Raw genomic sequence first — 26,344 nt, 5'->3', positions numbered from 1 at the left:
GCTACCGGCGCCGGAACTCGTGGGCCAGGACGTAGCGGGCCACCCCGTCGCCGATCTTCACACCCTCCACGTCGGCCGTGCGGTAGTGGACGCCGCCCCAGATGCGGGCCTCGATCACCTCGTCGAGCGCCGCCGAGAAGCCGGCGAAGTGCCGGGTCGTGCCGGAGTCCGCGCTGTAGGCGCTGAACGCGATGTCGTCGCGGCCGAAGAACGCGCGCAGCGCCGCCATGATGGTCGACGTCGAGCAGGCGTGGCCGGAGGTGTAGTCGGGGAACGCCGGGGTGATCAGCAGCGGCATCCAGGCCGGGTCGGCAGTGGTGGCCGGGTTGCCGTCGGTGTCCGCCTCCTGCACGGCCGTCACCGGCCGCCAGAAGCTCCAGAACTTCTTCTCGTTGAAGCAGGCGATCAGCGAGTCGGCGTTCGCGATCTCGGCCATCGCGAACATCCTGGCCGCCTGCAGGGTGTTCAGGTGCTGGGTCTGCGCCACCTGGCGTTTGATCTCCCATTCGGTCAGGCGGCGGTCGTGCCACCACTTGGCCGACTCGGTCTGGTCCTGGGTGCGCACGGTGCTGGTCGCGCCGCCGATCGCCTTGACCTCGTTGAGGTCGCGCGTGTACTGCCTGCTGGTCAGCGCGGGCGGGCCGGCGGTGCGGAACATGTCGTTGCGCGGGATGACGAACGGCCGCATGTCGCCGACCCAGGCGCCGTCCTGGGCGTACGCCGGCGGGGTGGGCCGCCATTGACCGGGCGCCGTGCCGACGGTCCAGGTGGCCGGGCCGAAGGCGCCGTCGCCGACCCGGGCGGCGATCATGTCGGCGGCCGCCTGCTCGCCGACCGCGACACCGCCGCGCTCGGCCCGGCCGTCCGGGATCGCGGCCAGCGAGTCGGCATACATGGCGTCCAGTGCGGCGGACTGCGCCGGGAAGAGCGAGAGCAGCACGCGGTACGCGGCGGTGGCCACCGCCGCGTCGGCGGAGGCACCGCGGTGGGCCCGCGGCGCACGGAGATAGGGCTGGTAGGGCGTCCCCGCGATCGCGTTGACGGCGTCGTAGACCGCGCCGTGCACCATCGCGAAACTGCGCGGCGCAATGTACGGCGCCTGGCGCGCCACCTCGTAGATCGCGGTCTGTGCGTGGTCGTTCCAGACGACGACGGCGTTCGTGCCGCTCGCGGCCCGGGCGGCCGGAGCGGGCGCGAACGCCGTCAGCAGAACTATCGCGGTAGGTAAGGACAGGCCGAAGCGTCTCATGCGACTTTCCCCCCGTAGTCGTATCGCTTCGCATCGAAGCGGCTACGCAGGGTTTATGACAACCCCTCTCTTCGATGTGGAGGGAAGAGGCGAATCGCTCAGAACGGGAAAGCCGGCGGGGCGCTGCGGACCGTTACCCAGCGGGTGTCGGTGAAGGCGTCCATGTTGGCCTGCGCCCCGCCGAAGCGGGAGCCGGTGCCGGAGGAGCCGGTGCCGCCGAAGGGGGCGTTGGCCTCGTCGTTCACGGTCTGGTCGTTGATGTGCACGATGCCGGTCGGGATGCGGTCGGCCAGGGCGACGCCGCGCATCGCGTCTCGGGTGACGATGCCCAGGGACAGGCCGTACTCGGTGTCGGTGGCCAGGGCGACCGCCTCGTCGATGGTGCTGAAACGGGCCACCGGCGCGACCGGGCCGAAGATCTCCCGGGCGAACGCCGGCGTCGACGCGGTGACGCCGGCCAGGACGGTCGGGCGGTAGAAGAGGCGGTCGAACTCGCCGCCGGCGGCCAGCCGCACGCCGTTGCCGACGCTGGACGTGACGATGTCGTGGATCTTGTCGCGCTGGCCGGCGTCGATCACCGGGCCGAGCGCCACCTGCTCGCGGGCCGGGTCGCCGACCGGGAGTTTCGCGGCCTTGTCCGCGAGGCGCTCGACGAACTCGTCGAAGATGCGCTCGTGCACCAGGTGCCGGCCGGTGGTCATGCAGATCTGGCCCTGGTGGAACCACGAACCCCAGGCCGCGAGGCCGACCGCGGCCTCCACGTCGGCGTCGTCGAGCACCAGCATCGCCGAGTTGCCGCCGAGCTCGAGGTGGGCCCGCTTGAGGTGCCGGCCGGCGGCGGCGCCGACGTGCCGGCCGGCCTCGGTGGAGCCGGTGAACGAGATGACCGGCACGCGCGGGTCGGTGACGATGGCCTCGCCGACGTCGGCGCCGCCCGGCAGGACCTGCAGCAGGCCGTCCGGCAGGCCGGCCTCCTGGAAGATGCGAGCCATGATCAGCCCGCCGGTCACGGCCGTGCGGGGATCAGGTTTGAGGAGTACGGCGTTGCCGAGCGCCAGTGCCGGCGCGACCGACCGGATGCCCAGGATGATCGGCACGTTGAACGGCGAGATCACCCCGACGACGCCGACCGGGTAGCGCCGGGTCATCGACAGGCGCGGCTCCTCGGACGGGACCAGCTCGCCGTAGGGGCGGCTGGGCAGCGACGCGGCCTCCCAGCACTCCTGCTCGGCCACGTGCACCGCGAAGCCGGCCATGCCCGGGATCGCACCGACCTCGCGCACGTTCCACCAGGAGATCTCTTCGGCATGCTCGGCCCACAACTGGGCGGCCTTGCGCAGGACGGCGGCGCGGGCCGAGTGCGGCGCGGCGCCCCACTCGCGCTGAGCGGCGGCGGCGGCCCCGGCGGCGCGGGCCACGTCGTCGGGGGTGGCCAGGGCGATCTGGCCGAGGCTGTCGCCGGTGGCCGGTTCGGTGACGTCGATGGTGGCGCCGCTGCCGGGCCGCCACGAGCCGCCCTCGAAGATCAGATCTTGCCAGCGAGCTTGGTCCAGCAGGGCCATCGTCGGCCTCCCCTCGGTACGTGTCCCCACGCTATGCCGCGGTTTCCGCCCAATCAACGGAATGTTTCAGAATGGAACAAGTTCCCAGCGATCACTCAGTAATCGGACTTTCTGAACCCTTCGTCGTGCTCGCCCGTACTGCCCGAGAGGTGGGTGGTGAAACGTGCTGCCCCCGTACCGAAGGGCCTTGATCTTGCCGTCGACAACTCGGTCCCGGTTGCGTACCGCCCTCGGGGGAGTGCTCACCGCCGCTGCCGCCGTTTTCGTCTATCTGGCCCTGGTGGTTCCCGACGCGATCGGGCGGATGAAGGCCGGCACCCAGGTCGAGGGGGCGTTTCTCCGCGTCCCGATCGAGATCATCATCGGCGGGGCGATCCTGCTCGCCCTGAGCCCCCGCTGGCGGCGCCCGGCGTCCGCCGTGTTCGGCCTCGGACTCGGCTTCGTGGTGGTCCTCAAGATCGTCAACGTGGGCTTCCGGACGGTGCTGGGCCGGACCTTCAACGTGGTCCTCGACCCGCCGCTGCTCAAGGACGGCTACAACGCGCTCACCGAGACCGATGGCACGACGTACGCCAATCTCGCCGTTGTCGGTGCCGTGCTCTTGACCCTGGCCGCCCTGGCGGTCAGCGTCCTCGCGGTGATGCGGCTCGCCGCCGTGACCGCCCGCTACGCCAACCCGGCCCGGCGCACTCTCGTCGGCCTGACCGCGGTGTGGCTGGCGCTCGCGGTCAGCGGCATCACGCTGTTCCCGAACGCGCCGGTCGCCTCGGACAGCGCCGCCGACCTGCTCAAGAAGACCGTCAAGTCGGTGCCGCAGGCGATCCACGACCAGCGCGCGTTCGCCGTCGCGTCGGAGAACGACCCGTTCCGCGGCGTGCCGCCCGCCGACCTGGTCAGCGGCCTGGCCGGCAAGGACGTGGTGATCGGCGTGGTGGAGAGTTACGGCCGCGGCGCGCTCAGCGACCCGGCGATGAACGCGGTGGTCAGCCCGGTGCTGGCCGCCGACCAGCAGAAGCTCACCGACGCCGGGTTCGCGTCGAAGTCGGGCTGGCTGACCTCGTCGACCTACGGCGGTGGCAGCTGGCTCGCGCACGCGTCGTTCCAGTCCGGGCTGTGGATCGACAGCCAGCAACGCTACCGGCAGCTGACCGCGGGCGACCGGATCACCCTGACCAGCGCCTTCCACAACGCCGGCTGGCAGACCGTCGGCATGGAGCCGGGCAACACGGTGGCCTGGCCGGAGGCGTCGTTCTACGGCTACGACAGCGTCTACGACTCCCGCAACATGGGCTACAACGGGCCGCGGTTCGGCTGGTCCCGGATGCCCGACCAGTACACCCTGGCGTCGTTCCAGAAGAACGCCTACAGCAAGAAGACCAAACCGCTGTTCGGCGAGATCACCCTGACCTCCAGCCACGAGCCGTGGACCGTCATCCCCGACACGCTCGACTGGGACCAGATCGGCGACGGCTCGGTCTACCAGCCGATGGCCGCGAAGGCGCTCGACCGCAACGCCCTCTGGAGCAACCCCAAGAAGACCCAGAATCAGTACGCCAAGTCGATCGGTTACTCGGTCGACAGCCTGATCTCGTGGGCCACCAAGTACGGCGACAAGAACCTGGTCGTCATCATGTTCGGCGACCACCAGCCGTTCTCGGTGGTGAGCGGCAACAACGCCAGCCACGACGTGCCGATCACGATCATCGCGCACGACCCGAAGGTGCTCGACCGCCTCGCCGACTGGCACTGGGCCGACGGCCTCAAGCCGGACGCGCAGACCCCGGTGTGGCGGATGGACCAGTTCCGCGACCGGTTCTTCACCGCCTTCCGTGGCGACGGCGGCGTGGCGATGCCCGAGCACAAGTGAGGTCTACGGTTCGGGTGTGAACGCATCCGAGCCGGCCGAGGCGTTCGGCCTGGGCCGGGCCGCGCGCCTGTCCGACGGCTCGGGCCGGCTCCGCAGCGTGGATCGGCGAGCTGCTGGACGACCCGCACTCCCGTGATCAACTGGCAGGTCTGCTGTCGGCGATCTCGCCGCCGTAGCGGGCCATCCAGGCCAGCAGGTCCTCGAAGATCCGCACGGCACCGAGCAGCCCGTCGGCGCGATTCTGGTCGCGGGCCCGGCCGAACCGCGCGACCAGCGACGCCACCACCTCGGCCGGGGTGACACCGCCGTAGGCCGCACACGCCAGCCACGCCCGGCGGGCCTGCTCCGGCACCGCGACCGCCGGGTCGGCCAGACCGGCGAAGTCCCACACCGCCTGCGCGAAGTCGTCCACCCGCCGGCCCGGCCCGACGTCGTCCTCGAAGTCGATGATCGCGACCGCCCGCTCGCCGCGGAACACGGTGTTGTGCGGCCCAAGATCGCCATGGCACACCACCGCACCGTCCTCCAGCAGCGGAAACGACACGGTCGCGTCGTGAAAGGCCCGGTAGAGAGCGGCGGCGCTACGGATCTGCGCGTCCGAGACGACGGACGGGACGTCACCCTCGACGTACGTCAAAATCTGTCGCCCTTGATCGTCATAACCGAGCGGGCGGGGCACCCCGGTGAAGCCGGCGGCGGCCAGGTGGAGCAGCAGCGCATCCACGTAGTCCGACCGGCCGTGCCGCGGCCGGCGCATCGTCGCGCCCACCCGGACCGGCCGGGACGCCGCCAGCCGCGCCCGGCGCACCGACTCCGCGGAACCGCCCATCGCCCCAGTCTCGCCCAGCCCGCTCGGTCCTGTCACCGAGGGCGGAACCGCATCCGTCCGGTGATGGGTTCAGCGTTCACCGGCCGGCACGTCGAGTGCGGTGAGGTGGCCCTTGCCGATCACGTAAGCCAGGGTGCCGTCGCCGGTGAACGATTGCTCGGCGCGTGTCGGCAGCCGGAGATCGGCTCGGTTGCCGTTGCGGTCGATCATGACGAGGTTGCCGTCAGAGCGTGCGAACAGTGCCCCATCCGCGGTGGGAACGGGAGCGCATGCGGTGCCGGGCGACAGGGGCGTGATGTCCGTCCGGCCGCCCCGGGTCAGGTCGACCACCGTGATCCGGGAGTCCTCGGCCAGCATGAGCTTTCCGCCGATCAGGACGGGGGCCAGCGGCGGAAGGTCTCGTTCGTGTTCCCAGAGCGCCTGCACGCCGGTGGACGCATGAAAGGACATGACCGTGCGCCGGCCGCTGACGAACACCACGCGCCCGTCGTCGCTGTGGTGGAAGGCGTTGCCCGAGTCCGGGAACTGCACCGGTGCCGGCAGCCGCCACGTGCCCAGAGCAGTCCCGGTCTGCGGGTCCTCGAGCCGGAGTTCCGGCCGGCTGGCGCTGGCCAGCAACACCGCGCCGACAGCAGAATCAGGATCTGGTGGGAAGCGGACGACAGTTGGCCACGCCAGTGATTCGCCCGGAGCGTAGGGGGAATCGAACGGGTCGCAGGCACCGTCGGCGAGGCCGATCCGGGTCACCGGCTGATAGCCACGCCAACCGCCCAGCACGATGACGGACCCGCTGACGCTCAGATACCGATGGAACGGCAGACCGGGTCTCGACCACATCGGGCGACCACTCTGCAGCTCGAAGCAGTGCAGGACGCCGCGCTGGCTCAGGTAGAGGCATCGCCCCGGCGTGACGGCGGTCGTGCCCCAGCAGTCCTCGACGCGCTGTTCCCAGATCAGCGCCCCGGTCCGCGGGTCGAGCCGGACCAGGCGTGAGTGCCGTTCCGCCACCACGAGGACATCGCGCGCCGCCACCGTCGTCGCGCTCGACCGCAGGCACAACGACCGCGACCACAAGACTTCCGCACGCCGATCCACCGGCAAAGGCTATGCGCCGCGGTGGCCGGGTGTGCGAATCGGTGCCCAGCCGGAGCGGCGCCGCGCTCGGCTGCTCACCGCAATATGCCAATCGCCATACCGCAAGAATGCCGATCTTATTCCTCTTCATTCATCCCTGCTTGGCACACGGCAATCATTGCTGCGTCCTCGGTACGAACTTACCGTCGTGAATAGACGCCTTGCCGAAAACGACGACCGCCAAGGCCGAGAAATGGCGTGGATTGATTCACGTAGAAGGTTGGTTCCGTATGCGCAAGCTACGCTTCCGTGCCATTGCCGTGGCCGGCGCCCTGCTGCTGAGCGTCATGCTTGCGGCCCCCGCCGCCCACGCCGCGACCACCGCTGCCGTGCCCACGCTGGCCGGCCGGATGGCCGCCGTCGGAACCGCGAAGACGATCAACTACTACCCGTCGAATGCGGGCTGGACGAACATGTGGACGAACTTCGACCCGGTCCGGATCGACACCGACCTGGCCAAGGCAGCCACACTCGGTGCGACCACCGTGCGGGTCATCGTCTTCCCGCAGACGTTCGGCTACCCGACGCCGACCGCCGCCTACACCGCAAAACTCAGCCAGTTCATCGGCATCGCCGCGACCCGTGGCCTCACCGTCAAGCTGACGCTGTTCGACTGGTGGGACGGCTATTCCGACGTGAACAACAGCGTCATCTGGGCCCTGAGCCTGCTGTTGCCCTACGTGGACGATCCGCGGGTGATCGCCGTCGAGCTGAAGAACGAGATCTCGCCGAGCGACGCTGCCGCGATGGCCTGGGCCCGCCAGCTGATTCCGGCGATCCGCGCCACCGCGCCGACCATGCCGCTGACCCTCACGGTGGACGGCGTCAGCGGTGTTACGGGCATGGCCAGCCTCAAGGCCCAGCTCGCCACCACTCCGCTGGACTACTACGACTTCCACTTCTACGGCGCGTCCGAGCGGTCACTCGCCGAGATCCGCCGGGTCCAGGCCGCGTTGGCCCCCGACCCGGTGGTCGTCGGCGAGACCGGGCTCAGCACCCTGTCGTTCACCGAGGGCGAGCAGGGCGCCTACCTGGCCCGGGTTTTCCGGGCCGCCCAGGAGGCGGGCGTCGGCTCGGTGGCGCCGTGGACTCTCAACGACTTCGCCGCCGGCGCCATCCCGGCGAACTCCGCGGTCTCCACCCAGCCGGCTCAATACAAGTACGGCCTCTACCGCACCGACGGGACCGCGAAGTTCAGCGCCTCCGTGGTCGGCTCCGCGTGGACGACCGGGGCCACCCCGAACAGCATTCTCAACCTGGGCTTCGAGGCCACCGCGGTCAACTCGCCGTGGCGGCAGTACCTGCCCCAGGCCGGCGCCGCCTCGATCACCACCGACCTGCCCCGCACCGGCACCCAGTCGGCCCGCTTCTCCGGCACCACTCGCAGCGGGAACAACCTGCCGTCATTGCTCACCTCACCGATAACGCCGGTCCAGCCCGGGGCCGCATGGCACGCCGAGGCGTACGCCCGGGGCACCGCCGCCACGGGCATCACCGAGATCGCGCTGAGCTGGTTCGACATCAACGGCACGTGGATCAGCCAGAACACCTCCAACCGCCTGCCGGCCGGCAACACCACCTGGACCCAGCTGGTAGTGGACACCGTCGCCCCAGCCGGCGCCGCCGGCGTCCAACTTCACCTGAAGTCCGGCGACAACACCGGCACGGTGTGGTTCGACGACGTCGCGATTTCTTGAACCGGCGATCCGATAGTCGATGACCTCCGACCTCAGATTTTGGGCATGACGACGGTTGCCACCCCTCTTTCCTTGGCGAGGTTCTCGGCGTCGTCGTCGCCGTAGGAGTAGACGTCGATCTGCACGGTGCCGTCAAGGACGTAGAGGTGGCCGGCAAGCAGGAAAGCGTCGTCGCCCACGCCGTCGACCGGTTCGGCGTCCGGCCCGATCTGACTGGTGAAACCGGACCTGGTGGTGCGGCTGAGGAAGAGGGCGAGCTGCCCGCCGTCCTGCTGCCACTGGCAATAACGGGTCGACTCGCCGGGTTTGGCGCCGTCCTCGTCGACCTGGGTGATCCGGCGGCCGGTCAGTTCGACGACCTCGTGCCGGCTGAGCAGCGTGCACGGGTCGGGCAGGCGGCCTCGGTACTTCGCCGAAGCCACGCCACTGGTCGCTTCGGCGGACGCGGCCGACCGGCCGGCCGCAGCGGCCGGCGTGCCGGCCGTTATGGAGGTGAGTGGGCCGAAGCCGGAGAGGGAAGTCGCGGCGACGGCCGCGACCAGGAACGGGACGGAACGGCGAGGGTTCATGATGATCAGGTTCGCGGGTCGCCGAACCAGGCCAACATCATCGCACCGCAGATGACTCTCCGGGATGAGCAAGTTCAGCCATTAGGAGTCCGCAGGTGGCCGACCGTGGCAACGGCACGCGGGTCCCACCGTTGACATGGACCGCCGCGTGCTTGTAATTTCCACACCGTGGAAACGGGGGCCGTATGCGCATCAACGTGACTTTCCAGGTGGCCCGATGCCCCGACGATGTGTGGGCGTTCTCGGTTGACCCGATGGCGCAGAAGAAGTGGGACCGCAGCGTCGCCGACGTCGAGATCACCTCGCCGCCACCATTCGGCCTGGGCAGTTCCTTCAGCACCATCGGCCCCGCCCGCAGGGGACGCGGGGGCATCGTCACGTCCTATCAGGTCACCGAGTTCGAGCCCACCACGCACGCGACTGTCGCGGTCATCGACTCGCCGACGCTACGGCGGGCGGTGTGGGACTTCACGTTCACCCCGGACGGGCACGGCACACACGTCGAGTGGAACATCGAACTCGTCCCTCGGCCCCGGTACTTCCCGCTCGGACTGGTGCTTCGGCTCAACCGAGCCCAACTGGTACGCGATACGCGCTGGTTTCGACAGGCGTTGGACGAGGAGTGCTCCGGTGCCGACGGATAGCCTCTCGCGTCAGACGATCATCGTCGCCGCCCTGGCGATCATCGACAGCGACGGCGTGGATGGCCTGTCCATGCGCAGGCTCGGCAAACACCTTGGCGTCGACCCGAAAGCGGTCTACTACTACATCCCGAACAAGGCAGCGTTGTTCGACCTCGTCATTGAGGCACTGTACGACGAGATGGCATTGGACCAATTCGAGTTCACCGGCTCGTGGCGGGCCGACCTGGCCGCCTTCGCGACCCGACTCCGGGATGTCCTGCGCCGGCACCCTCGTACGCTGCTGGTCTTCGCCACCCGCCCGGGTGCCGCCACGGCGTACGCCGCAGGCGCCGAGGAAGCTCTGAAACAGCTTCGGGAGGCGGGGTTCACCCCACGGCAGGCACTGACAATGATCTCCTGCGTTCGCAGCCTCACCGTTGGCCTACTGATCGCCGAACTGGTCGAGCCCGTGGGCGCGACCTCGGACGGCACCATCGACCTCAGGACGGACTACCCGGAGCTGACATCCGCCATCTCCGGCGGCTTCGACGCCGACGAACAATTCCGAGTCGGCCTCTCCGCACTTCTCGATGGCTTCGCGGCACCCGACCGAAGCGCCATTCGCTGCCAATAGGACAACTCCTCGTCTACCAGCACATGTGGCATGACAGCGCGCCGCACCAGGGGGCAGTGCGAGGGCTGCACGGTGTCCGCCTGGCACATGCGGGACGCTACCTACCTCAACGCGCGCGGGGTTTCATTCGCCGTGCTCACCCCTGGCCGGTGGGACGAGGTGGCTCCGTCCGTCGAGTTCATGGGCTACACACAGCCGTGGTATTCGGTGCGCGACGCGGCGGAGCCGATCGGCGACGACATGGGCTATTTCAGTTTCTTCCTGCGCGACGGCGAGCGCGTTTTCCTCACCTACCGCACCACTGACCCCGGACAGGTCCACTGACGAGACCGTCGTGCTCGCATCCTCCAGCGTCGCCAGGGCGGTGGCCGCCCAGCAGCAAGGCTAAGGTCGCTGTCCATGGATCATCGACGCCTGGGACGCAGCGGCCTCCACATCAGTGAGATCACTTATGGGAACTGGCTGACGCATGGGGAACTCGTGGGCCGCGAATCGGCGCTGGCCTGCATTCGCGCCGCGTTGGACGCCGGTATCTCGACGTTCGACACGGCCGACGTCTACGCTCACGGCGCCGCTGAGGAAGTCCTCGGTGAAGCACTGCGGCCGGTACGCCGTTCATCGGTGGAGATCGCGACAAAGGTGTGCCTGCCGACCGGCGAGGGCCCGAACGATCGGGGTCTGTCGCGCAAGCACATCCTGGAGTCGTGCCACGCCTCGCTGCGCCGGCTCGGCACCGACTACGTCGATCTCTACCAGGCCCACCGCTTCGACGAACGCACTCCGCTGGACGAAACGCTGGTCGCCTTCGACGATCTCGTTCGCCAGGGCAAGGTTCTCTACTTGGGCGTCTCCGAATGGACCGCGCCGCAGATCCGGGCCGCTCTTGACCTCGCAGAGGAAATGGGACTGCGCAGCCGTATCGTCGCCAACCAACCGCAGTACAACATGCTCTGGCGGGTCATCGAACCGGAGGTGCTGCCGCTGTGCCGCAGCGCAGGTGTGGGGCAGCTGGTGTTCCAACCGCTCGCTCAGGGCGTGCTGACCGGAAAGTACCTGCCCGGCCGGCCGCCGCCGGAAGGAACGCGCGCTTCGAGCGCCGGTCGCGCGCCGCGATTCATTCGTCGGGTTCTCGGCGACGAACTCCTCGAACGTATTCAGCAGTTACGCCCGCTCGCCGACGAAGCGGGGTTGTCCATGGCACAGCTCGCCATTGCCTGGACACTGCACCAGGACGGCGTCAACTCCGCGATCATCGGCGCGACTCGTCCGGAACAGGTCACCGAGAACGCAGCGGCGGCCGGCGTTCGTCTCTCCGGTGACCTGATCGTCAAGATCGACGCCGTACTCGGCGACCTGGTAGACCGAGACCCCACCAAGACCGCCCGGATGATGGCCGTGAAGGCGGCTTGGAGTCGCGAGGAGGCATAGCCTCGGAACTCACTGCCAGGAGCAAGTGACCGCCAACTCCGCCGCCATGATGGACGCCGCTCATGGGCAGCCTAAATGTCGAGAATTAACGCGCGGTGGTCCGAGACTTCTGGCTTGGTGAGGATTTCGAATCGTTTGACGGCGGCAACATCGGAAATGAGCATGTAGCCGGCATGCCTTACCGTTTTGCGGTAGTGGGATGTCCGGGTGTCTGCGGTGCCGACCAAATCGGTGAGACCGATATCGGCGAATACGCCGAACGTCTCGCTGTCCGGCAGCACGTTGAAGTCGCCGCACACCACGACCAGGTCACGAGGGCCGCGGACCCGGCACACGAGATCCGCGAGGCGTTCGGCCTGGCCGCGCCGCGCCGGATTATCGGCCTTGCCAAGCGGGTCGCGCAGCCCATGCACCTGCACGACCCACACCGCCCGATCGGCGGCGCGGTCCGCCGCCCGCACAGCCAGGGCGATACGAGGACGGTCGCCGGCCGGCCACTCGACATGGTCGGTGAATTGCCCGTGCACGAAGGCGGAGTCGACACCGACGATCGGTAGATCCGCACCGACCAGGGTCGCCAGGCCGAAGTCCTGTCGGTACCTGCGGCCCACGTCGTCGTGCACCGGGCCGGAATCGCTGGTCACGAAGATCGCTTGATGCTGCGGCAGCGCGCTGCGGACGTCATCAAAGAGGGCCGCCCGCTGGGGCAGACTCTTTTCGCCGTCGGTAAAACGCGTCCAGCCGGCCAGGCCAGGAGTGCGAGTCACTTCTTGCAAGCAGACAATGTGCGCCCCGCAACCGGGCAGCCAACCGAGAAGGTCGTCGGCCAACGCTCCACCCCAGGCATTGACACTCGCAATCCGCACCATGGCCCTCCATTTCCTCTTCCGTGCGCCCGGTCAGGTCCAGCACCGCCGTCAGACCTTATTCGCCAGCGCCCAGAAGCGTGACGGCGGCGTGGATTGCACCGGCCACGGCCAGCAGGATGCCGACAATGCGGAGAAATCGTCGCATGTTCTGACGGACGCCGTTCTCGGCGCGGTTGCCGACGTTCAACGCGAGTACCAATCCGCCTGCGAACACGAAGACAGCCAGGGCCAAGCTCCGTCTGAGATTCGAGAACGGACCAGTTGCGCACGACATCGGCGGGACGCGGCCTACCAGGGGACGATGCCGTCGGCGTCGAACATGCCGCCGGTTGGGCCGTCGTCCGGGAGGGTGGCGAGCTTGATGGCAATCTGGGCGCCGTCTGTGGGCGTGCTGGTGCCCTGGAAGCCGTTGAGGTCGGTGGCGACGTACCCGGGGCAGCTGATGTTGATTTTGATGTTAGTGTCGTTCAGTTCCTTGGCGTATTGCACGGTGAGCGCGTTGAGGAAGGTCTTCGACGGGGTGTAGGCGCCGCTGGCCGGGCCGAAGTCCTGCTGGACCGTCAGTGTGAGTGAGCCCAGGTGGCTGGACTGGTTGACGATCCGCGGGTGCGCGGAGCGGCGCAGCAGCGGCAGCATCGCGTTGGTGACCCGCACGACGCCGAGCACGTTGGTGTCGATCACCGACTGCAGGATCGCCGGGGTGACCGCCGTGGGGGAGTCGGGCCAGATACCGGCGATCACGCCGGCGTTGTTGACCAGCACGTCCAGGCGCCCGGCGCGACCTTCGATCAGGGCCGCGGCGGCTGTCACGCTCGCGTCGTCGGTCACGTCCAGCGGCACCCCGAACGCGTCGACGCCCGCCGCGCGCAGTTTTGCCACGGCATCCTCGCGGCGCTGATCGTTGCGGGCGCCGACGCCGACGATGTGGCCGAGTGCGCCGAGGCCGGCCGCGATCTCGAATCCGATTCCCTTGTTCGCGCCGGTGACCAGCGCGTATGTCGTGTCGCTCATGACAGCGATGGTGGCCGCGTGCCGGTCCGGGACCAACAGCCTGTGCGGCGGCAACGATAGGCTGCGGCTATCGTTGCCGGGTGGAGACGCGGGAGTTGCGGTACTTCGTGGCGGTCGCCGAGACGTTGCACTTCGGGCGGGCCGCCGAGCGCCTCGGCATCACCCAGCCGTCGCTGTCGCGGGCGATCGGCCAGCTCGAGGAGCAGCTCGGGGTCGTGCTTCTGGTCCGCACCAGCCGCAAGGTCGAGCTGACCGGGGCCGGGTCGGTGCTGCTCGACGAGGCCCGTGCGGTTCTCGGCGCGCTGGCCGCGGCCGGGCGGCGCACCCGGCAGACCGGGGCGAACCGGCCCGCGCTCGTGCTGGCGACCAAGACCGGCACGTCCGACGAACTACTGACGAAACTGCTTGAGGCGTACGCCGCTGAGCCCGGCGCCGTCCCGGTCGACCTGCTCCTCTGCGATTCGCACACCGAGCAGGCGCTGCACGACGGCCGGGCCGACGTGGCGCTGCTGCACCAGCCGTTCGACTCGGTGGCCGGGCTCGACACCGAGATCCTCAGCGTCCAGGGCCAGGTCGCGGTCCTTCCGTCGGCGCATCCGTGCGCCACCCGGCCGCACCTGCGGATGGCCGAGGTCGCCGCGCTGCCCGACCTGCCGCCGGCTCGCTGGCCCGGGCCGGACGGCACCTACCCGGCCGGGCCCGGCGCCGAGGTCCGCAACCAGACGCAGCTCCTGCAACTGGTCGCGCTCGGCCGCACCTCGGTGATCCTGCCCGAGTCCTGCCGCACCCACCTGCGCGAGGGCCTGGTGGCGGTGCCGGTCCTGGACGCGCCGGCCGTGACCGCGGTCATCGCCTGGCCGCCGCACAGCCGCTCCCGGGCCGTCGCCGACCTGGTCCGGCTGGCCGCCTCTTAGCTCAGCGGTGCCGGTGGCACGGTGGTGCCGCGGATGACCAGCCGGGGTGGGACCACCCGCTCGCGGCGGCCGGCCGGGGCGTGCTCGGCCCGTTCGATCGCCTTCTCCACCGCGAGCCGGGACATCGTCGCGGTGTCCTGGGCGATCGTGGTCAGGTCGATGTGGGCCAGGCGGGCCAGCCGGTCATCGTCGTAACCGACCACGCTGACCTCGGCAGGCACCTCCACCCCGGCACGCGTCAGCACATCGAGGACACCGGTTGCGCAGCGGTCGTTGAAGACCGTGACCGCGCTGGGCAGGCCGGTCAGCAGTTGCCGGGCCGCTTCGGCGCCGTCCTGCTCGGTCAGGCCGCCCGGCAGGATCCGGGCGAGGTCGTCGAGCCTGTGCCGGTGCATCGCCTCCCGGTAACCGCGGCGGCGGTCGGCCGCGCCCGCCGCGCGTCCGCCGTCGATGTGGATGATCCGCCGGTGGCCGAGGCCGGTCAGATGGTCGACCGCCATGTGCAGCCCGTCGGCGTCGGCGTTGCGGACCACGTCGATCGCCGGGTCGCGCACGCCGCGGGCCACGACGACGACCGGTAGCCGCTCGGCGAGCCGGCTCAGCTGCGCCACCGGTGACTGCGGGCCGACCAGGATCAGGGCCTCGCATCGGTCCTGGAGCAGGCCGGCGATCGCCTCCGGTTCGTCGCGATCGGGGGTCACCGCGCTCAGGGCCAGCTCGTAGCCGGACTCGCGGGCCGCCGTGTACAGATCGGTGACCAGGTCGGCGTGGAACTGGGCCTGGATGTCGAACAACACGCCCAGCAGGCGGGTGCGGCCGCTGCGCAGCAACCGGGCCCGGCTGTCGGGGTGGTAGCCCAGCTCCTCGGCCGCCTCGAGCACCCGCCGGCGGGTCTCGGCGCTGGCCCCGGGCTCGGCCCGCATCACCAGCGACACGAGCGACTTGGAGACCCCGGCCCGGGTGGCCACGTCGGACAGTGTCGGCCTGCGATCCTCGCGCACGGCGTCAGCGTAATCGCACATCTTGGAACGTTCCAGACCCTCGTCTTGACGGCACGCCGGCGCGGCCGGACCCTCGGTCTATGGAACGTTCCAGAATCGCACTCGTCGGATCGGGCCGGATGGGCCAGTTCCACGGTGAAACCATCCGCCTGCGTCTGCCGGACGCCCGGCTCCATGCGGTCGCCGACCCGGTGCCCGGCGCTGCGGAACGGCTCGGCGCCGAGCGTGCCTACACCGACGCGGCCGGAGTGTGGGCCGACCCCGACGTCGACGCGGTGGTGATCGCCGCGCCGGCCCGCTTCCACGCCGACCTGGTCGTGGCGGCGGCCCGGGCCGGCAAGCACGTCTTCTGCGAGAAGCCGATGGCGCTCACCCTCGCCGACGCCGACCGGGCCATCGACGCCTGCCGCGCCGCCGGGGTGATCCTGCAGGTCGGCTTCAACCGGCGGTTCGCCCCCGACTGGGCGGCCGCCCGCGCGCTTCTCGACGCCGGCCGGCTCGGCACCCCGCGGCTGCTGCGCTCGGTGACCCGGGACCCGGGCGGCTTCGACCCGGCCCGCGTCGCGCCCGGCACGATCTTCCTCGAGACCCTGATCCACGACTTCGACACGCTGCGGTTCCTCAACCCGGGCGCGGAGCCGGTCGAGGTCTTCGCGGTGGCCGACGCCCTGGTCGAGCCGGCCTGGCGGGACCGCGGCCTGCTCGACACCGCGGTGGTCACGGTCCGCTTCGACAACGGGGCGATCGGGACGGCCGAGGCATGCTTCGAGGCCAGCTACGGCTATGACGTGCGCGGCGAGGTGCTCGGATCGGGCGGGATGGCCACGGTGGGCGACGGACGCCGTACCGGAATGGCGTTCTCCGATGCCGGTGGCCGGAACATCGAGACGGCGCGCGGCGACCAGGAGTTGTTCGCCGGGGCGTACACCGCCGAGCTCGCCGCGTTCGTCGAGGCCGTCCGCACCGGCGGCCCGGCCCCGGTGACCGGCGAGGACGCCCGGGCCGCGCTGCGCATCGCGCTGTCCGCCGCGGAATCCGTGCGCACCGGCGAAGCGGTCCGGAAATGAGACTCGCCGCCAGCGCCGAGATGCTCTTCCTCGACCTGCCCTTCGCCGAGCGGGTGACCGCGATCGCCGCCCTCGGCTTCGAGGTGGAGATCTGGAACTGGCAGACCAAGGACCTCGGCGAGCTGGTCCGGACCGGCGCCACGTTCTCGCTGACCGCCGCCCGCACCCTGGAGCGCCTGGCCAGGCTGGGGGAGCGGGCGGGCCGGGTGTTCACCCTGGAGAACCTGAACACCGCCGTCGACCACCCCGGCACGCCGTTCGCGCGGGCCGCGGACACCCTGGCCCTGGTCGAGGCGGTCGGCAGCCCGCACCTGCGGCTCAATCTCGATCTCTACCACGCGCAGATCGGTGAGGGGAACCTGGTCGAGCTGGTCGAGCGGGCGCTGCCGCACGTCGGCGAGATCCAGGTGGCCGACGTGCCCGGCCGTGGTGAACCGGGGACCGGTGAGATCCACTATCCGGCGGTCGCCGCGGCGCTGCGCAAACACGGCTATGACGGCGTGGTCGCCCTCGAGGCCTGGGCCTCGGGCGAGTCGCCGCTGGCGCTGTCGCGGTTCCGCGGCGCTTTCGAATCAATGGACTAGCCTCCTAGGACGCCGTACAGGTTGAGGGGCGGCATAGGCCGCCGCTCAGCGGGCATCCGGATGGCCATGAAGGCTTTGACATGGCAGGGCACCGGCAAGGTCTCGGTGGAGACGGTGCCGGACCCGAAGATCCAGGAACCAACCGACGCGATCGTGCGGATCACCTCCACCGCCATCTGCGGGTCGGACCTGCACCTCTACGACGTCCTCGGGATGTTCATCGACCAGGGCGACATCCTCGGGCACGAGCCGATGGGCATCGTCGAGGAGGTCGGGGCCGAGGTCCGCCACATCAGGCCGGGCGACCGGGTGGTGATCCCGTTCAACATCTCCTGCGGCCACTGCTGGATGTGCACGCGCGGCTTCTTCGCCCAGTGCGAGACCACCCAGGTGCGCGACCAGGGCAAGGGCGCGTCGCTGTTCGGCTACACCAAGCTCTACGGCCAGGTCCCCGGCGGCCAGGCCGAATACCTGCGGGTGCCGCAGGCCCAGTTCGGGCCGATCAAGGTGCCGGACGGCCACCCCGACGAGCGCTACCTGTTCCTGTCCGACGTGCTCACCACGTCGTGGCAGGCCGCGCAGTACGCCGACATCCGGCCCGGCGACACCGTGTTCGTCACCGGGCTGGGCCCGATCGGCCAGATGAGCGCCCGCATCGCCCGCCATCTCGGCGCCGGGCGGGTCATCGCCAGCGACAACGTGCCGGAACGCCTGGCCATGGCCGAGCGGCACGGCATCGAGGTCCTCGACACCTCCAAGATCGACGACATTCCGGCGGCGGTGCTGGAGTTGACCGGCGGGCGTGGGGCCGACGGCGTCATCGAGGCGGTCGGCATGGAGGCGCACGGCTCACCGCTGCAGGCGGCCGCGGTCAAGGGCACCGGCCTGCTGCCGGACGCCCTCGCCCGCAAGGCGATCGACACCTTCGGCATCGACCGCACTGCCGCGCTCACCGACGCGTTCGGCGCGGTGCGGCGGGCCGGCACGGTGTCGATCATCGGGGTGTACGGCGGTCAGGCCGACCCGTTCCCGATGATGGACCTCTTCGACAAGGGCGTGACCCTGCGCATGGGCCAGGCGCACGTGAAGCGCTGGGCCGACGAGATCCTGCCGCTGCTGACCGGCGACGAGGACCCGCTCGGCGTCGACGACCTGGTCACCCACCGGCTGCCGCTGGCCGATGCGCCGCACGCCTACGAGATGTTCAAGAACAAGGAGGACGGCTGTATCAAGGTCGTCCTGAAGCCCTGAAGAATCTTGCCGAAGCCGGGCGGGAGGTGCTCCCGCCCGGCAATCAGCGTCAGTAGGGGTCGCCGGTTCCGGGTAGCCGGCCCTTCGCGAGGCCGCCGGGGCGGCCGGGCAGGTCCGGGTCGCCGGACAGCGGCGGGCTCGACGACCGGTGGGCGTGTGTGGCGATGCCGGCGACGATCTCCCGCAGCGCCGCCACCGCGTCGCGCCGGGGCTTCCAGCCGAGCTCGCGGGCGGCCCGCGCGCTCGACATCAGTGGCGCGTTCAGGGCGAGGTGGATCCAGCCCGAATCGATCGGCTGCAGGCGCAGCCACCAGCTCAGCGCGGCCGCGCCGGCCAGTGCGGGCGCCGGGACCGGGACCGGCAGGCCGCGGAAGACCTGCGCGGCGAGGTGTGGGTCGAGCACCGGGTCGGCCGCGATGTTGAAGGCGCCGCGGATGTCGGTGCGCAGCAGCCGGGCGTACGCGTCGGCCACGTCGTCGGCGTGCACGGCCTGCATGCGCAGCTTGCGGTTCGACGGGATCACCGGGATCCGCTCGTGGCGCAGCAGCCGCGCCGGCAACAGCGGGCCCGCGAAATACCGGGCGATCTCGGTCCCGGCCTCGCGCTGGAAGATCAGGCCGGGCCGGACCCGCACCACCCGCAGCGCCGGGTGATCCGACTCGATCTCGTCGAGCATCCGCTCGACCAGGGCCTTGTGCCGGCTGTACGACGATGGCAGCACCCCACGCCGCGGATAGCTCTCGCTGACGAATTCGGTCTTCGGCCCGGGGGAGTAGACCCCGACCGACGAGGCCTGCACCAGCGTCGCGACCCCGGTGGCCAGCACCGCCCGCGCGACCTCCCGCCCACCCAGCACGTTCGTGCGGAACAACGCCCGGGCGTCGTGGCTCGGCTGGATCTGCCAGGACAGGTTGATCACCGCGTCAGCGCCGCGGAATATCTCGGCCAGCCGCGCCGCGGCGCCCTCCTCGGCCACGTCCACCGAGTGCCAGTCGACACCCGCGTAGACGCCGGCCGGTTCCGGCAGCCGCCGGGCCACTCCCGCGATCTCCAGGTCGGTCTCGGCCCGCAGCCGGCGTAACAGGGCAGTTCCGGCATTTCCGGTCGCTCCGACGATCACCACACGCATGACCTTGGGCATACCCGCGCCTCCGCCGCCGAACCGCAATCCCCGCGACGATTGACCGTCCGTGTGCGGGGTACTTGCCGCGCGTGCCCATGATCGATCTCCCCCTTCCCGGCCACGGCGCCACCGCCGAACGCCTGCGTGGCCTGACTGCCCTCGGCCGCGCCGACCTGGTCGGCGCCCGTCTCGCGGAGGGCCATCTGGACGCGGTCGCGATCCGGGCCGAGCTTGCCGACACCGATCAAAACCGGACGGACGAGCGCTGGGGCGTCTGGGCGGCGGCGCCTTCTTCGGTACGGGCGGAGCACGGTCCCGCCGGCTGGACCCTCACCGGCGACCGTCCCTGGTGCTCGGGCGCGGCCTGGTGTACCGACGCCCTGGTCACCGCCGAGGCCGACGACGGCATCCGGCTGTTCGCGGTGCGCAACGCGCCGCCGCACGCGACCCCGCTCGACGACACCTGGCCGGCGGTGGGGATGGCCGGCAGCGACAGCCGAACGATCCGCTTCACCGACGCCCCGGCCCGGCCGGTTGGCGGCCCCGGCGCGTACGTCGATCGCCCCGGCTTCTGGCACGGCGGTGTCGGCGTGGCGGCCTGCTGGTTCGGTGGCGCCCTGGGGGTCGCCGACGCGCTGCTGTCCGCGGCCCGTCGCAAGGACGTAGGCCCGCATGCCCTTGCTCATCTGGGCGCGGTCGACGTCGCGCTCGGCGCGGCCGGATCGGTGCTGGCCGACGCCGCGCTCCGGATCGACGCCGACCCGGGGGCCGACGCGCACGTGCTGGCCCTGCGCGTCCGGGCCACGGTCGAGTCGGCCGCCACCGAGGTTCTCGACCGGGTCGGCCGCGCGCTGGGCGCCGGCCCGCTGTGCCGCGACGCCGACCACGCCCGCCGGGTCGCCGACCTGACCGTCTACCTGCGCCAGTCCCACGCCGAGAGCGACCTCGAACAGCTCGGCGGCCTGGTCGCGGCGGGCGACCAGCAATGGTGAGGCCGATCGCGGGCGACGGGACCGGGGAGGGGGCCTGGCGGGCCTGGCCGGCGATGGAGCACTGGCCGGCGCTGGTCCTCGAGCCGCCCGGCCCGCCGCTGGTGGTTGCGCCGCATCCGGACGACGAGATTCTCGGGGTGGCCGGGCTGATGGCGGTGCTCGGCGCTGCCGACGTCGCCGCGGTGACGGACGGCGAGGCGTCGCACCCGGGGTCGTTCGTGCACACGCGGGAGGAGCTGGCCGCGATGCGGCGGGCCGAGACCGCCGAGGCGTTGCGCCGGCTCCGGATCGACGGAACCGTCTACCGGCTCGGGCATCCGGACGGCGGCATCGACGAGGACGTGCTGGCCGGGGAACTGGCGAAGCTGCTCACGCCGGGGCGGTGGTGCTTCACGACCTGGCGCGGTGACGGGCACCCGGATCACGAGACGGCCGGGCGGGCGGCGGCGCGGGCCTGTGCCGAGACCGGGGCGCGGCTGTTCGAGTACCCGATCTGGGCGTGGCACTGGGCGTACCCGGATGATCCGGACGTGCCCTGGCAGCGCGCCCGCCGCGTCGATCTTCCGCCGGCCGCGCAGGCGGCCAAGGCGGCCGCGATCGCGGCATTTCCCAGCCAGATCGAGCCGCTCGGGCCGGCCGAGGCGGACGCCGCGATCCTGCCGCCGCACGTGCTCGCCCGGTTCGCCCGCCCGTTCGAGGTGATCTTCGAATGACCACGCCGATCAGTTACTTCGAGCAGATGTACGCCGCCGACCCGGACCCGTGGAGCTTCGAGACCCGCTGGTACGACGCCCGCAAGCACGCGCTCACCGTCGACGCGCTGCCGAACCGCCGCTACCGCTCCGGGTTCGAGCCCGGCTGCTCGACCGGCATGCTGACCGCCCGGCTGGCCGATCGCTGCGAGACGTTGCTGGCCGTCGACGCCGTTCCGGCCGCGGTCGAGGCGGCCGCGGCGCGGGTCGCCGACCGTCCGAACGTGACGGTGCGGGCCGCGCGGATGCCGCTGGACTGGCCGGAGGAGACGTTCGACCTGATCGTGCTCTCCGAGCTGGGCTACTACTTCGCCGACGCCGACCTGGACACCCTGCTCGGCCGGCTGGACGCGTCGCTGGCCGCGGGCGGCGACCTGGTGGCCGTGCACTGGCGGTGGCCGGTCGAGGAGCACGCCCGCTCCGGCGACGAGGTGCACGCGGCGCTCGCGAAGGTGCCCGGCCTGCACCGGCTGGCCCGGCACGAGGAGGCCGACTTCCTGCTCGAAGTGTTCACCCGCGACCCGCGGTCGGTCGGGCAGCGCTCGGGCCTGGCCTGACGCCGATGCGGCAGATCGCGGTAGTGGTGCCGGCACACGACGAGAGTCTCCTGCTGCCGGGCTGCCTGGCCGCGTTGCGGGCCGCCGCGGCCGGGGCCGCCCCGCTCCCGGTGCGGCTGATCGTGGTGGCCGACGCCTGCACCGACGACACCACCCTGGTGGCGGCGGCCGGCGGCGCCGAGGTCGTGACCATCACCGAACGGAACGTCGGCCGGGCGCGGGCCGCCGGGGTGGCGTACGCGATGAGTGCCGTAACCGGCCCGGTCTGGCTGGCCACCACCGATGCCGACAGCCGGGTGCGGCCCGGCTGGCTGCGCTGGCAGCTGGCCCATGCCCGCCGCGGCGCCGCCCTGGTGGCCGGGACCGTCGAGGTGGACGACTGGTCGGCGTGGCCGGGACCGATGCCGTCGCGCTACGAGCGCCGTTACCGGGAGCTGGTCGCCGGCGTCCGCCATGGTCACATCCATGGCGCCAACCTGGGGTTCACCGCCGGGGCCTACGTCGCGGCGGGCGGCTTCCCCGCGCTGCGCTGCGACGAGGACCGGGAGCTGGTGGCCCGGGTCCGCGCCTCGGGCGGCCGGGTCGTCACCGATGCGACCTGCCCGGTGCGCACCAGCGGCCGCCCGGATGGCCGCGCCCCGAACGGCTTCGCCGCGCACCTGCTGTCCCTGGCCGCGGAGAACTGAGCCGCGGAAAGCTGATCGGGAAAGCGGAGAACTGATCGGGAAATGCTGAACGGCCCGGCGAACCGCCGGGCCGTTCCATGGTGATGAAGTCAGCGATCAGGACTTGAAAGCGTCCTTGACGTTCTCGACGGCCTGCTTCAGCTTCGAGCCGCTCTGGTCGGCCTTGCCCTCAGCCTCGAGCTGCTCGTCGTCGGTGGCCCGGCCGACGCCCTCTTTGACCTTGCCGCCAACTTCTTCGGCCTTGTTGTCAACTTTGTCGTCGAATGCCATGACTGCCTCCACGTCGTCGTTTCGGTACGACATGGAGATACCCCTACTTGCCCGGCGGCAATCATTGCTCGGCAAGGTTCGTGAGCAGATGATGGTGGACCGGACAAAAATTCGGTCGTCGGTTCGGTCTATCCGGCGGCGGTGACCCGGCCTGGCGGCTCGGCCGGCCCGCGGCGGCCGAGTACTGCCCAGGCCGCGACGGCGAACGCGCCGCCGGCGACGGTGAGCAGCGCCAGCATCCGGGGCGTGCTGTACGACCAGTACGGACTGGCGTTGAGCGCGCTGTGCACGGTGTTGACGATCGGGCCGGACGCGTGCAGCACCCGCATCACGTTGATGTAGAAGGCGAAGGCGGGCGCGGCCAGACAGACGATGGCCAGCGCGGACAGGGCGGTGGCGGCTCGCCGGCGGCCGGCCGGGCGGCCCCGCAGGCGGTAGGCGCCGGCCGCGGCGATCAGCCAGCCCAGGATCAGCCCTATCGCGGCCCCGGCGAACATCAGCGGGCGCAGCGCGCCGGTGTCGGCCGGCCACAGCGCTGTCGACACGGTCCCGTGCTCGGCCGTGACGTAGCCGGCGACGTGCATGAGCAGCCCGTCGCGGGTGGCGTCGAAGCCGCTGCCGTGCAGCTCGACCCGGTCGACGCCGTCGCGGTAGGCGGCGCCGGCGAGGTCCTGGATCGCGCCGACGTGCCACCCGCCGGCGGCGAGGCGGCCCTGCGCGGCCGCCGGGTCCCAGGCCGGCACGTTGAGCACACCCGAGGCGGTGTCGGTGAACCACGGCGACGACGAGCGGGTCATCCCGAAGTCGTCGCCACCGCCGGCCGCCTGACGGGTCAGCGCGGTGACGGTGGCGTCGCCGGGCAGGTCGGGGTAGGTCTGGCCGGCCACCCACGAGCCGGCCGCCGCGCCGAACGCCCCGCCGATCAGCGTGATCAGCGCGGCCGCGACCCACACCAGCGGCCGCCGGGCGGGCAGCCGGAAACGTTGCCGCAGGCCGCTGAGGAACAGGTGCCAGGCGTCCGCGGCGCCCGGCCGGGTCTGCCCGTCGCCGGCCATCTCCATCAGCGTCGTCACGATCTCGCGGCCGTGCCGCCGCCGGTAGCGGCCCGGGTAGGCCAGCAGCAGCACCCGGTATCGGCGTTCCAGGGCGGTCATGCGGCACCGCCCAGCAGCGGGCGACGTCGCAACTGCTTCTCGGCCGCCGACGCGTTGCGCCGCAACCGGTCGACCTCGGCCGACAGCGCCCCCGCGCCGCTGTCGGTGAGCTTGTAGTAGCGCCGCAGCCGGCCGTCGACGGCCTCCTCGCGGTCGACCTCGATGAGCGCCTGCTCGGCGAGCCGGTCCAGCGCGCCGTAGAGGGTGCCGGCCCGCAGTTTGACGTCGCCGCCGGAGAGCTCGGCGACCGACTGGATGACCCCGTAACCGTGCAGTGGCTCGGCGGCCAGCGCGGTGAGGATGAGGAACGTGGGTTCTTGCATGGCCAGCACGGTACAGGAGCCGGTATATATCGGCAACCGTACTATCGAGGGGCCCGTGAACGCGGCGGGGCTCGAGTGGCAAGAGACAGTATGACGGTGGATCGCATCGCGGCGGCGTTCGACGAACACGCGCCCGGCCTGTGGCGGTACCTCGCCCGGCAGGCCGGCGCGGCCGTCGCCGAGGACCTGGTCGCCGAGACGTTCCTGGCCGCCTGGCAGCAGCGATCGGACTACGCGGCCGAGCGGGGCAGCCTGCGGGCCTGGCTCTACGGCATCGCCACCAACCTGCTGCGCCGCCACCATCGCACCCAGGCCCAGCAGTCGCGGATGACCGAGCGCCTGTCCGGGCGGCGGCCCGACGCGGAGGACGGCCACGACCACCGCATCGCCGAGCGGCTGGATGCCCGTACCCATCTCAAGCAGCTCGAGGCGGCGATCGCCGCGCTTCCCGCCGCCGACCGCGAGGTGCTGCTCCTGAGCAGCCTCGCCGGGCTCGACCACCGGGAGATCGCCGCCGCGCTCGGCATTCCCGAAGGGACCGTCCGGTCCCGGATGCATCGCGTGCGGCGCACGCTGCGCGCCACCCTCCCGGCGGCGAAAGGCGAGCAATGACCGACTTGGACGAAGCGCTGCAGGAGCTTTATCCGCAGGCTGAGCTGGACGAACTCTCGCTGCGGCGGGCTCGGGCCCGAGTGCTTTCGCAAACCCGCCGCCGCCGTACGCCGAAAGCAGTCGCCGCCGCAGCCGCGGTGCTCCTGGTCCTGATCGCCGCCGCGGCGGTCGTCCGGGGCCGCGCCGACCCGCCCGGCGCGATGGTCGAGGTGGCCCAGACGCTCAACCTGGCCGCCGACGCCCAGACGCAGAATCCCGACGCCCCGGTGCCGGCCGGCCAGTACCGCTACATCGCCACCCACATGCTGAGCATGAGTTATGGCGCCAACTGGGCCTTTCGCCTCGGCATGCGCTACGAGACGTGGGTGCCGGCCGACCCGGCAGGTGTTTGGGTTCAGCGCCGGACCGACACGGGGGAGCGCACCTACCTGGTCGGCACCCCCGGCCCGGACGGGCCGCCGTCGTTCCCGGTCGAGGTGTCGCGCGGGCCGTGCGGCGACTTCTATCCGCAGGCGGGGGTGGCATCCTGCGACCGCTCCGGCAACTGGCAGGAGCCCACCGACCGGTTCATCGCCGAGCTGTCCCGCGATCCGCGCAAGCTGTATGACCGGCTGCGCAAGGACACCGGCGGCCACGGGAAGGACCCCGACCAGGAGGTTCTGGTCTACGCCGCCGACGCGTTGCGGGGCGGGCTGCTCCCGGCCGACCTGCGGGCCGCGCTCTACCGTGCGCTGGCCCGGCTGCCCGCGCTGACCGTCACCGAGCGCACCACCACTCTGGACGGGCGCACCGGAACCGCGCTGGGCATCGTCGCCGCCGGCGAGCGCCGGGAGATCGTCATCGACCCGGTGACCGGCGCGTTCATCGGCGAGCGCACCGTCCTGACCGAGACCCGCGACGGCGTCCCGGCCGGCACGGTCGTGGCATCCAGCTCGGTCACCTACCGGGTGGTCAGGACTGCGGGCTGAGCGAGGCGGCCGGGTCGACCGGGTGGCCGATCCGGCGCAGCATGTCCTGCAGCACCAGCAGCACCTGGTCGGCCAGCCATGCGCCGAGCGCGCCGGCGCCGGTCTCGTCGGGGTGGTCGAGCCACCAGACGATGCCGGCGTCGACCATGCCGACGACGCCGGCGATGACGTATGCCGGTGGGCGGGTGTCGTGGCCGGCCGCCCGCAGGTACGCCGCCAGGGCGTCGACCAGTTCGTCGACCGCGGCGGGGGAGCCGAGCCGGGCGCGGAACCGGTAGAGGTTCGGGTGCTCGACGGCCCACTGCAGCACCCGGTCGATCAGGCCGTGGATGACCGACGACGGGGTGCCGCTGGCGGTCAGCGACGGCCGGATCCAGGCGCTGAGCATCCGGGCCGCGTGACGCGCGACCGCTTCGTCGAGGTCGTCCTTGCCGGTGAAATGCCGGTAGACGTGCGGGCGGGGGACGCCGGCCTGGTCGGCGATCGCGCCGAGGCCGGCGCCGGTGCCGTGCTCCTCGATCGCCCGGGCCGCGGCCTCGACGATGCGCCGCCGCCGGTCGTCGGTGGCGCCGGCCCGCCGCGCGGCGATCGTGTCCCGTTTCACAGCCTGGAGGTTAC

30 protein-coding genes are annotated in these 26,344 nt (G+C 71.2%); 16 read left to right on the top strand and 14 right to left on the bottom strand.

Annotated elements, in window-relative coordinates:
* Nucleotide 1: 1 nt before the first annotated feature.
* The gene (locus AB0E90_RS39245) at nucleotides 2–1,249 is read right to left on the bottom strand and encodes a vanadium-dependent haloperoxidase (protein ID WP_360417198.1); all 1,248 of its coding nucleotides are present in this window, start codon (nucleotides 1,247–1,249) and stop codon (nucleotides 2–4) included.
* A gap of 98 nt (nucleotides 1,250–1,347) precedes the next feature.
* Nucleotides 1,348–2,811 (bottom strand): benzaldehyde dehydrogenase, encoded by a 1,464-nt coding sequence (locus AB0E90_RS39240; RefSeq protein ID WP_360417196.1) that lies wholly within the window; start codon nucleotides 2,809–2,811, stop codon nucleotides 1,348–1,350.
* A 193-nt stretch (nucleotides 2,812–3,004) separates the two neighbouring features.
* On the opposite strand from AB0E90_RS39240, the gene AB0E90_RS39235 reads away from it, so the two are divergent.
* Nucleotides 3,005–4,678, top strand: coding sequence for a sulfatase-like hydrolase/transferase (locus AB0E90_RS39235; RefSeq protein WP_360417194.1), 1,674 nt, complete (start codon nucleotides 3,005–3,007; stop codon nucleotides 4,676–4,678).
* A gap of 136 nt (nucleotides 4,679–4,814) precedes the next feature.
* Here the strand turns inward: AB0E90_RS39235 and AB0E90_RS39230 are convergent, their stop codons facing one another.
* Both AB0E90_RS39230 and AB0E90_RS39225 read right to left on the bottom strand, forming a co-directional pair.
* Nucleotides 4,815–5,507 (bottom strand): phosphotransferase, encoded by a 693-nt coding sequence (locus tag AB0E90_RS39230; RefSeq protein ID WP_360417192.1) that lies wholly within the window; start codon nucleotides 5,505–5,507, stop codon nucleotides 4,815–4,817.
* Between the two features lie 69 nt (nucleotides 5,508–5,576).
* The gene (locus AB0E90_RS39225; RefSeq protein WP_360417190.1) at nucleotides 5,577–6,602 is read right to left on the bottom strand and encodes a PQQ-binding-like beta-propeller repeat protein; all 1,026 of its coding nucleotides are present in this window, start codon (nucleotides 6,600–6,602) and stop codon (nucleotides 5,577–5,579) included.
* Between the two features lie 269 nt (nucleotides 6,603–6,871).
* On the opposite strand from AB0E90_RS39225, the gene AB0E90_RS39220 reads away from it, so the two are divergent.
* Nucleotides 6,872–8,338: a glycosyl hydrolase gene (locus AB0E90_RS39220; protein ID WP_360417188.1), complete on the top strand. Its 1,467-nt coding sequence runs from the start codon at nucleotides 6,872–6,874 to the stop codon at nucleotides 8,336–8,338.
* A 32-nt stretch (nucleotides 8,339–8,370) separates the two neighbouring features.
* Here AB0E90_RS39220 and AB0E90_RS39215 read toward each other — a convergent pair whose 3' ends face one another.
* Nucleotides 8,371–8,907, bottom strand: a complete 537-nt coding sequence (locus AB0E90_RS39215) for a DUF3558 family protein (protein ID WP_360417186.1) — start codon at nucleotides 8,905–8,907, stop codon at nucleotides 8,371–8,373.
* A gap of 185 nt (nucleotides 8,908–9,092) precedes the next feature.
* Between AB0E90_RS39215 and AB0E90_RS39210 the strand changes: the two genes are divergently transcribed.
* The 4 genes from AB0E90_RS39210 (at nucleotide 9,093) to AB0E90_RS39195 (ending at nucleotide 11,592) form a co-directional block, all read left to right on the top strand.
* Nucleotides 9,093–9,551 carry an SRPBCC family protein gene (locus AB0E90_RS39210; protein WP_360417184.1) on the top strand — a complete coding sequence of 153 codons (459 nt, stop codon included), beginning with the start codon at nucleotides 9,093–9,095 and terminating at the stop codon, nucleotides 9,549–9,551.
* Nucleotides 9,538–10,164 (top strand): TetR/AcrR family transcriptional regulator C-terminal domain-containing protein, encoded by a 627-nt coding sequence (locus tag AB0E90_RS39205; protein WP_360417182.1) that lies wholly within the window; start codon nucleotides 9,538–9,540, stop codon nucleotides 10,162–10,164. The genes AB0E90_RS39210 and AB0E90_RS39205 overlap by 14 nt, the downstream gene beginning before the upstream one ends.
* 30 nt (nucleotides 10,165–10,194) lie before the next feature.
* Nucleotides 10,195–10,488, top strand: a complete 294-nt coding sequence (locus AB0E90_RS39200; protein WP_360417180.1) for a DUF899 family protein — start codon at nucleotides 10,195–10,197, stop codon at nucleotides 10,486–10,488.
* Nucleotides 10,489–10,563: 75 nt separating this feature from the next.
* Complete coding sequence (locus AB0E90_RS39195; RefSeq protein WP_360417178.1) at nucleotides 10,564–11,592, top strand: aldo/keto reductase family protein; 1,029 nt, start codon at nucleotides 10,564–10,566, stop codon at nucleotides 11,590–11,592.
* A 71-nt stretch (nucleotides 11,593–11,663) separates the two neighbouring features.
* Here AB0E90_RS39195 and AB0E90_RS39190 read toward each other — a convergent pair whose 3' ends face one another.
* The 3 genes from AB0E90_RS39190 to AB0E90_RS39180 are packed head-to-tail and all read right to left on the bottom strand — an operon-like array spanning nucleotide 11,664 to nucleotide 13,472.
* Nucleotides 11,664–12,461 carry an endonuclease/exonuclease/phosphatase family protein gene (locus AB0E90_RS39190; protein WP_360417176.1) on the bottom strand — a complete coding sequence of 266 codons (798 nt, stop codon included), beginning with the start codon at nucleotides 12,459–12,461 and terminating at the stop codon, nucleotides 11,664–11,666.
* Between the two features lie 55 nt (nucleotides 12,462–12,516).
* Nucleotides 12,517–12,693, bottom strand: a complete 177-nt coding sequence (locus AB0E90_RS39185; RefSeq protein ID WP_360417174.1) for a hypothetical protein — start codon at nucleotides 12,691–12,693, stop codon at nucleotides 12,517–12,519.
* A gap of 56 nt (nucleotides 12,694–12,749) precedes the next feature.
* Nucleotides 12,750–13,472 (bottom strand): SDR family oxidoreductase, encoded by a 723-nt coding sequence (locus tag AB0E90_RS39180; protein ID WP_360417173.1) that lies wholly within the window; start codon nucleotides 13,470–13,472, stop codon nucleotides 12,750–12,752.
* A gap of 80 nt (nucleotides 13,473–13,552) precedes the next feature.
* On the opposite strand from AB0E90_RS39180, the gene AB0E90_RS39175 reads away from it, so the two are divergent.
* Nucleotides 13,553–14,386, top strand: coding sequence for a LysR family transcriptional regulator (locus tag AB0E90_RS39175; protein WP_360417172.1), 834 nt, complete (start codon nucleotides 13,553–13,555; stop codon nucleotides 14,384–14,386).
* Here AB0E90_RS39175 and AB0E90_RS39170 read toward each other — a convergent pair.
* Nucleotides 14,383–15,387: a LacI family DNA-binding transcriptional regulator gene (locus AB0E90_RS39170; protein WP_360417170.1), complete on the bottom strand. Its 1,005-nt coding sequence runs from the start codon at nucleotides 15,385–15,387 to the stop codon at nucleotides 14,383–14,385. The genes AB0E90_RS39175 and AB0E90_RS39170 overlap by 4 nt on opposite strands.
* A gap of 80 nt (nucleotides 15,388–15,467) precedes the next feature.
* On the opposite strand from AB0E90_RS39170, the gene AB0E90_RS39165 reads away from it, so the two are divergent.
* The 3 genes from AB0E90_RS39165 (at nucleotide 15,468) to AB0E90_RS39155 (ending at nucleotide 18,289) form a co-directional block, all read left to right on the top strand.
* Nucleotides 15,468–16,454, top strand: coding sequence for a Gfo/Idh/MocA family oxidoreductase (locus AB0E90_RS39165; RefSeq protein WP_360417168.1), 987 nt, complete (start codon nucleotides 15,468–15,470; stop codon nucleotides 16,452–16,454).
* Nucleotides 16,451–17,038, top strand: a complete 588-nt coding sequence (locus AB0E90_RS39160) for a TIM barrel protein (RefSeq protein WP_360417166.1) — start codon at nucleotides 16,451–16,453, stop codon at nucleotides 17,036–17,038. Before AB0E90_RS39165 ends, AB0E90_RS39160 begins: the two co-directional genes overlap by 4 nt.
* 66 nt (nucleotides 17,039–17,104) lie before the next feature.
* Nucleotides 17,105–18,289, top strand: coding sequence for a zinc-dependent alcohol dehydrogenase (locus AB0E90_RS39155; protein ID WP_360417164.1), 1,185 nt, complete (start codon nucleotides 17,105–17,107; stop codon nucleotides 18,287–18,289).
* 49 nt (nucleotides 18,290–18,338) lie between these two features.
* Here the strand turns inward: AB0E90_RS39155 and AB0E90_RS39150 are convergent, their stop codons facing one another.
* The gene (locus tag AB0E90_RS39150; protein ID WP_360417162.1) at nucleotides 18,339–19,418 is read right to left on the bottom strand and encodes an NAD-dependent epimerase/dehydratase family protein; all 1,080 of its coding nucleotides are present in this window, start codon (nucleotides 19,416–19,418) and stop codon (nucleotides 18,339–18,341) included.
* 89 nt (nucleotides 19,419–19,507) lie between these two features.
* Here AB0E90_RS39150 and AB0E90_RS39145 point away from each other — a divergent pair, with 89 nt between their 5' ends.
* Genes AB0E90_RS39145 through AB0E90_RS39130 form a run of 4 tightly spaced genes read left to right on the top strand, consistent with a single transcriptional unit; the run spans nucleotide 19,508 to nucleotide 22,399 of the window.
* Nucleotides 19,508–20,404, top strand: a complete 897-nt coding sequence (locus AB0E90_RS39145) for an acyl-CoA dehydrogenase (protein ID WP_360417160.1) — start codon at nucleotides 19,508–19,510, stop codon at nucleotides 20,402–20,404.
* On the top strand, nucleotides 20,398–21,117 hold the full coding sequence (locus tag AB0E90_RS39140; RefSeq protein WP_360417158.1) for a PIG-L family deacetylase: 720 nt from the start codon (nucleotides 20,398–20,400) through the stop codon (nucleotides 21,115–21,117). The genes AB0E90_RS39145 and AB0E90_RS39140 overlap by 7 nt, the downstream gene beginning before the upstream one ends.
* Nucleotides 21,114–21,713 carry a methyltransferase domain-containing protein gene (locus tag AB0E90_RS39135; protein ID WP_360417156.1) on the top strand — a complete coding sequence of 200 codons (600 nt, stop codon included), beginning with the start codon at nucleotides 21,114–21,116 and terminating at the stop codon, nucleotides 21,711–21,713. The genes AB0E90_RS39140 and AB0E90_RS39135 overlap by 4 nt, the downstream gene beginning before the upstream one ends.
* Before the next feature lie 5 nt (nucleotides 21,714–21,718).
* A complete protein-coding gene (locus AB0E90_RS39130) occupies nucleotides 21,719–22,399 on the top strand; it encodes a glycosyltransferase (RefSeq protein ID WP_360417154.1) in 681 nt (226 codons plus the stop codon).
* A gap of 96 nt (nucleotides 22,400–22,495) precedes the next feature.
* Here AB0E90_RS39130 and AB0E90_RS39125 read toward each other — a convergent pair whose 3' ends face one another.
* The 3 genes from AB0E90_RS39125 to AB0E90_RS39115 form a co-directional block, all read right to left on the bottom strand.
* Nucleotides 22,496–22,669: a CsbD family protein gene (locus tag AB0E90_RS39125; protein WP_360417152.1), complete on the bottom strand. Its 174-nt coding sequence runs from the start codon at nucleotides 22,667–22,669 to the stop codon at nucleotides 22,496–22,498.
* A 128-nt stretch (nucleotides 22,670–22,797) separates the two neighbouring features.
* The gene (locus AB0E90_RS39120; RefSeq protein WP_360417150.1) at nucleotides 22,798–23,823 is read right to left on the bottom strand and encodes a hypothetical protein; all 1,026 of its coding nucleotides are present in this window, start codon (nucleotides 23,821–23,823) and stop codon (nucleotides 22,798–22,800) included.
* Nucleotides 23,820–24,146 (bottom strand): helix-turn-helix transcriptional regulator, encoded by a 327-nt coding sequence (locus AB0E90_RS39115; protein ID WP_360417148.1) that lies wholly within the window; start codon nucleotides 24,144–24,146, stop codon nucleotides 23,820–23,822. Before AB0E90_RS39115 ends, AB0E90_RS39120 begins: the two co-directional genes overlap by 4 nt.
* Before the next feature lie 96 nt (nucleotides 24,147–24,242).
* On the opposite strand from AB0E90_RS39115, the gene AB0E90_RS39110 reads away from it, so the two are divergent.
* Nucleotides 24,243–24,758 carry a sigma-70 family RNA polymerase sigma factor gene (locus tag AB0E90_RS39110; protein WP_360417146.1) on the top strand — a complete coding sequence of 172 codons (516 nt, stop codon included), beginning with the start codon at nucleotides 24,243–24,245 and terminating at the stop codon, nucleotides 24,756–24,758.
* Nucleotides 24,755–25,726: a CU044_5270 family protein gene (locus AB0E90_RS39105; protein ID WP_360417144.1), complete on the top strand. Its 972-nt coding sequence runs from the start codon at nucleotides 24,755–24,757 to the stop codon at nucleotides 25,724–25,726. Before AB0E90_RS39110 ends, AB0E90_RS39105 begins: the two co-directional genes overlap by 4 nt.
* Here the strand turns inward: AB0E90_RS39105 and AB0E90_RS39100 are convergent.
* Nucleotides 25,710–26,330 (bottom strand): TetR/AcrR family transcriptional regulator, encoded by a 621-nt coding sequence (locus AB0E90_RS39100; RefSeq protein WP_360417142.1) that lies wholly within the window; start codon nucleotides 26,328–26,330, stop codon nucleotides 25,710–25,712. The genes AB0E90_RS39105 and AB0E90_RS39100 overlap by 17 nt on opposite strands.
* Between the last annotated feature and the right edge of the window lie 14 nt (nucleotides 26,331–26,344).

The organism is Actinoplanes sp. NPDC026619 (genome assembly GCF_040638295.1).
Lineage (GTDB): Bacteria > Actinomycetota > Actinomycetes > Mycobacteriales > Micromonosporaceae > Actinoplanes.
Note: the sequence above shows the minus strand (reverse complement) of the source record. Positions and strands in the feature narration are given on the sequence as shown.

Excerpts from the sequence above, each read along its gene's own strand:
- AB0E90_RS39240 (WP_360417196.1), bottom strand. The coding sequence starts at position 2,811 with ATGGCCCTGCTGGACCAAGCTCGCTGGCAAGATCTGATCTTCGAGGGC.
- AB0E90_RS39220 (WP_360417188.1), top strand. The coding sequence starts at position 6,872 with ATGCGCAAGCTACGCTTCCGTGCCATTGCCGTGGCCGGCGCCCTGCTG.
- AB0E90_RS39180 (WP_360417173.1), bottom strand. The coding sequence starts at position 13,472 with ATGAGCGACACGACATACGCGCTGGTCACCGGCGCGAACAAGGGAATC.
- AB0E90_RS39190 (WP_360417176.1), bottom strand. The coding sequence starts at position 12,461 with ATGGTGCGGATTGCGAGTGTCAATGCCTGGGGTGGAGCGTTGGCCGAC.
- AB0E90_RS39195 (WP_360417178.1), top strand. The coding sequence starts at position 10,564 with ATGGATCATCGACGCCTGGGACGCAGCGGCCTCCACATCAGTGAGATC.
- AB0E90_RS39165 (WP_360417168.1), top strand. The coding sequence starts at position 15,468 with ATGGAACGTTCCAGAATCGCACTCGTCGGATCGGGCCGGATGGGCCAG.
- AB0E90_RS39135 (WP_360417156.1), top strand. The coding sequence starts at position 21,114 with ATGACCACGCCGATCAGTTACTTCGAGCAGATGTACGCCGCCGACCCG.
- AB0E90_RS39160 (WP_360417166.1), top strand. The coding sequence starts at position 16,451 with ATGAGACTCGCCGCCAGCGCCGAGATGCTCTTCCTCGACCTGCCCTTC.
- AB0E90_RS39105 (WP_360417144.1), top strand. The coding sequence starts at position 24,755 with ATGACCGACTTGGACGAAGCGCTGCAGGAGCTTTATCCGCAGGCTGAG.
- AB0E90_RS39125 (WP_360417152.1), bottom strand. The coding sequence starts at position 22,669 with ATGGCATTCGACGACAAAGTTGACAACAAGGCCGAAGAAGTTGGCGGC.
- AB0E90_RS39215 (WP_360417186.1), bottom strand. The coding sequence starts at position 8,907 with ATGAACCCTCGCCGTTCCGTCCCGTTCCTGGTCGCGGCCGTCGCCGCG.
- AB0E90_RS39155 (WP_360417164.1), top strand. The coding sequence starts at position 17,105 with ATGAAGGCTTTGACATGGCAGGGCACCGGCAAGGTCTCGGTGGAGACG.
- AB0E90_RS39115 (WP_360417148.1), bottom strand. The coding sequence starts at position 24,146 with ATGCAAGAACCCACGTTCCTCATCCTCACCGCGCTGGCCGCCGAGCCA.
- AB0E90_RS39200 (WP_360417180.1), top strand. The coding sequence starts at position 10,195 with ATGACAGCGCGCCGCACCAGGGGGCAGTGCGAGGGCTGCACGGTGTCC.
- AB0E90_RS39210 (WP_360417184.1), top strand. The coding sequence starts at position 9,093 with ATGCGCATCAACGTGACTTTCCAGGTGGCCCGATGCCCCGACGATGTG.
- AB0E90_RS39230 (WP_360417192.1), bottom strand. The coding sequence starts at position 5,507 with ATGGGCGGTTCCGCGGAGTCGGTGCGCCGGGCGCGGCTGGCGGCGTCC.
- AB0E90_RS39145 (WP_360417160.1), top strand. The coding sequence starts at position 19,508 with ATGATCGATCTCCCCCTTCCCGGCCACGGCGCCACCGCCGAACGCCTG.
- AB0E90_RS39150 (WP_360417162.1), bottom strand. The coding sequence starts at position 19,418 with ATGCGTGTGGTGATCGTCGGAGCGACCGGAAATGCCGGAACTGCCCTG.
- AB0E90_RS39130 (WP_360417154.1), top strand. The coding sequence starts at position 21,719 with ATGCGGCAGATCGCGGTAGTGGTGCCGGCACACGACGAGAGTCTCCTG.
- AB0E90_RS39245 (WP_360417198.1), bottom strand. The coding sequence starts at position 1,249 with ATGAGACGCTTCGGCCTGTCCTTACCTACCGCGATAGTTCTGCTGACG.
- AB0E90_RS39120 (WP_360417150.1), bottom strand. The coding sequence starts at position 23,823 with ATGACCGCCCTGGAACGCCGATACCGGGTGCTGCTGCTGGCCTACCCG.
- AB0E90_RS39140 (WP_360417158.1), top strand. The coding sequence starts at position 20,398 with ATGGTGAGGCCGATCGCGGGCGACGGGACCGGGGAGGGGGCCTGGCGG.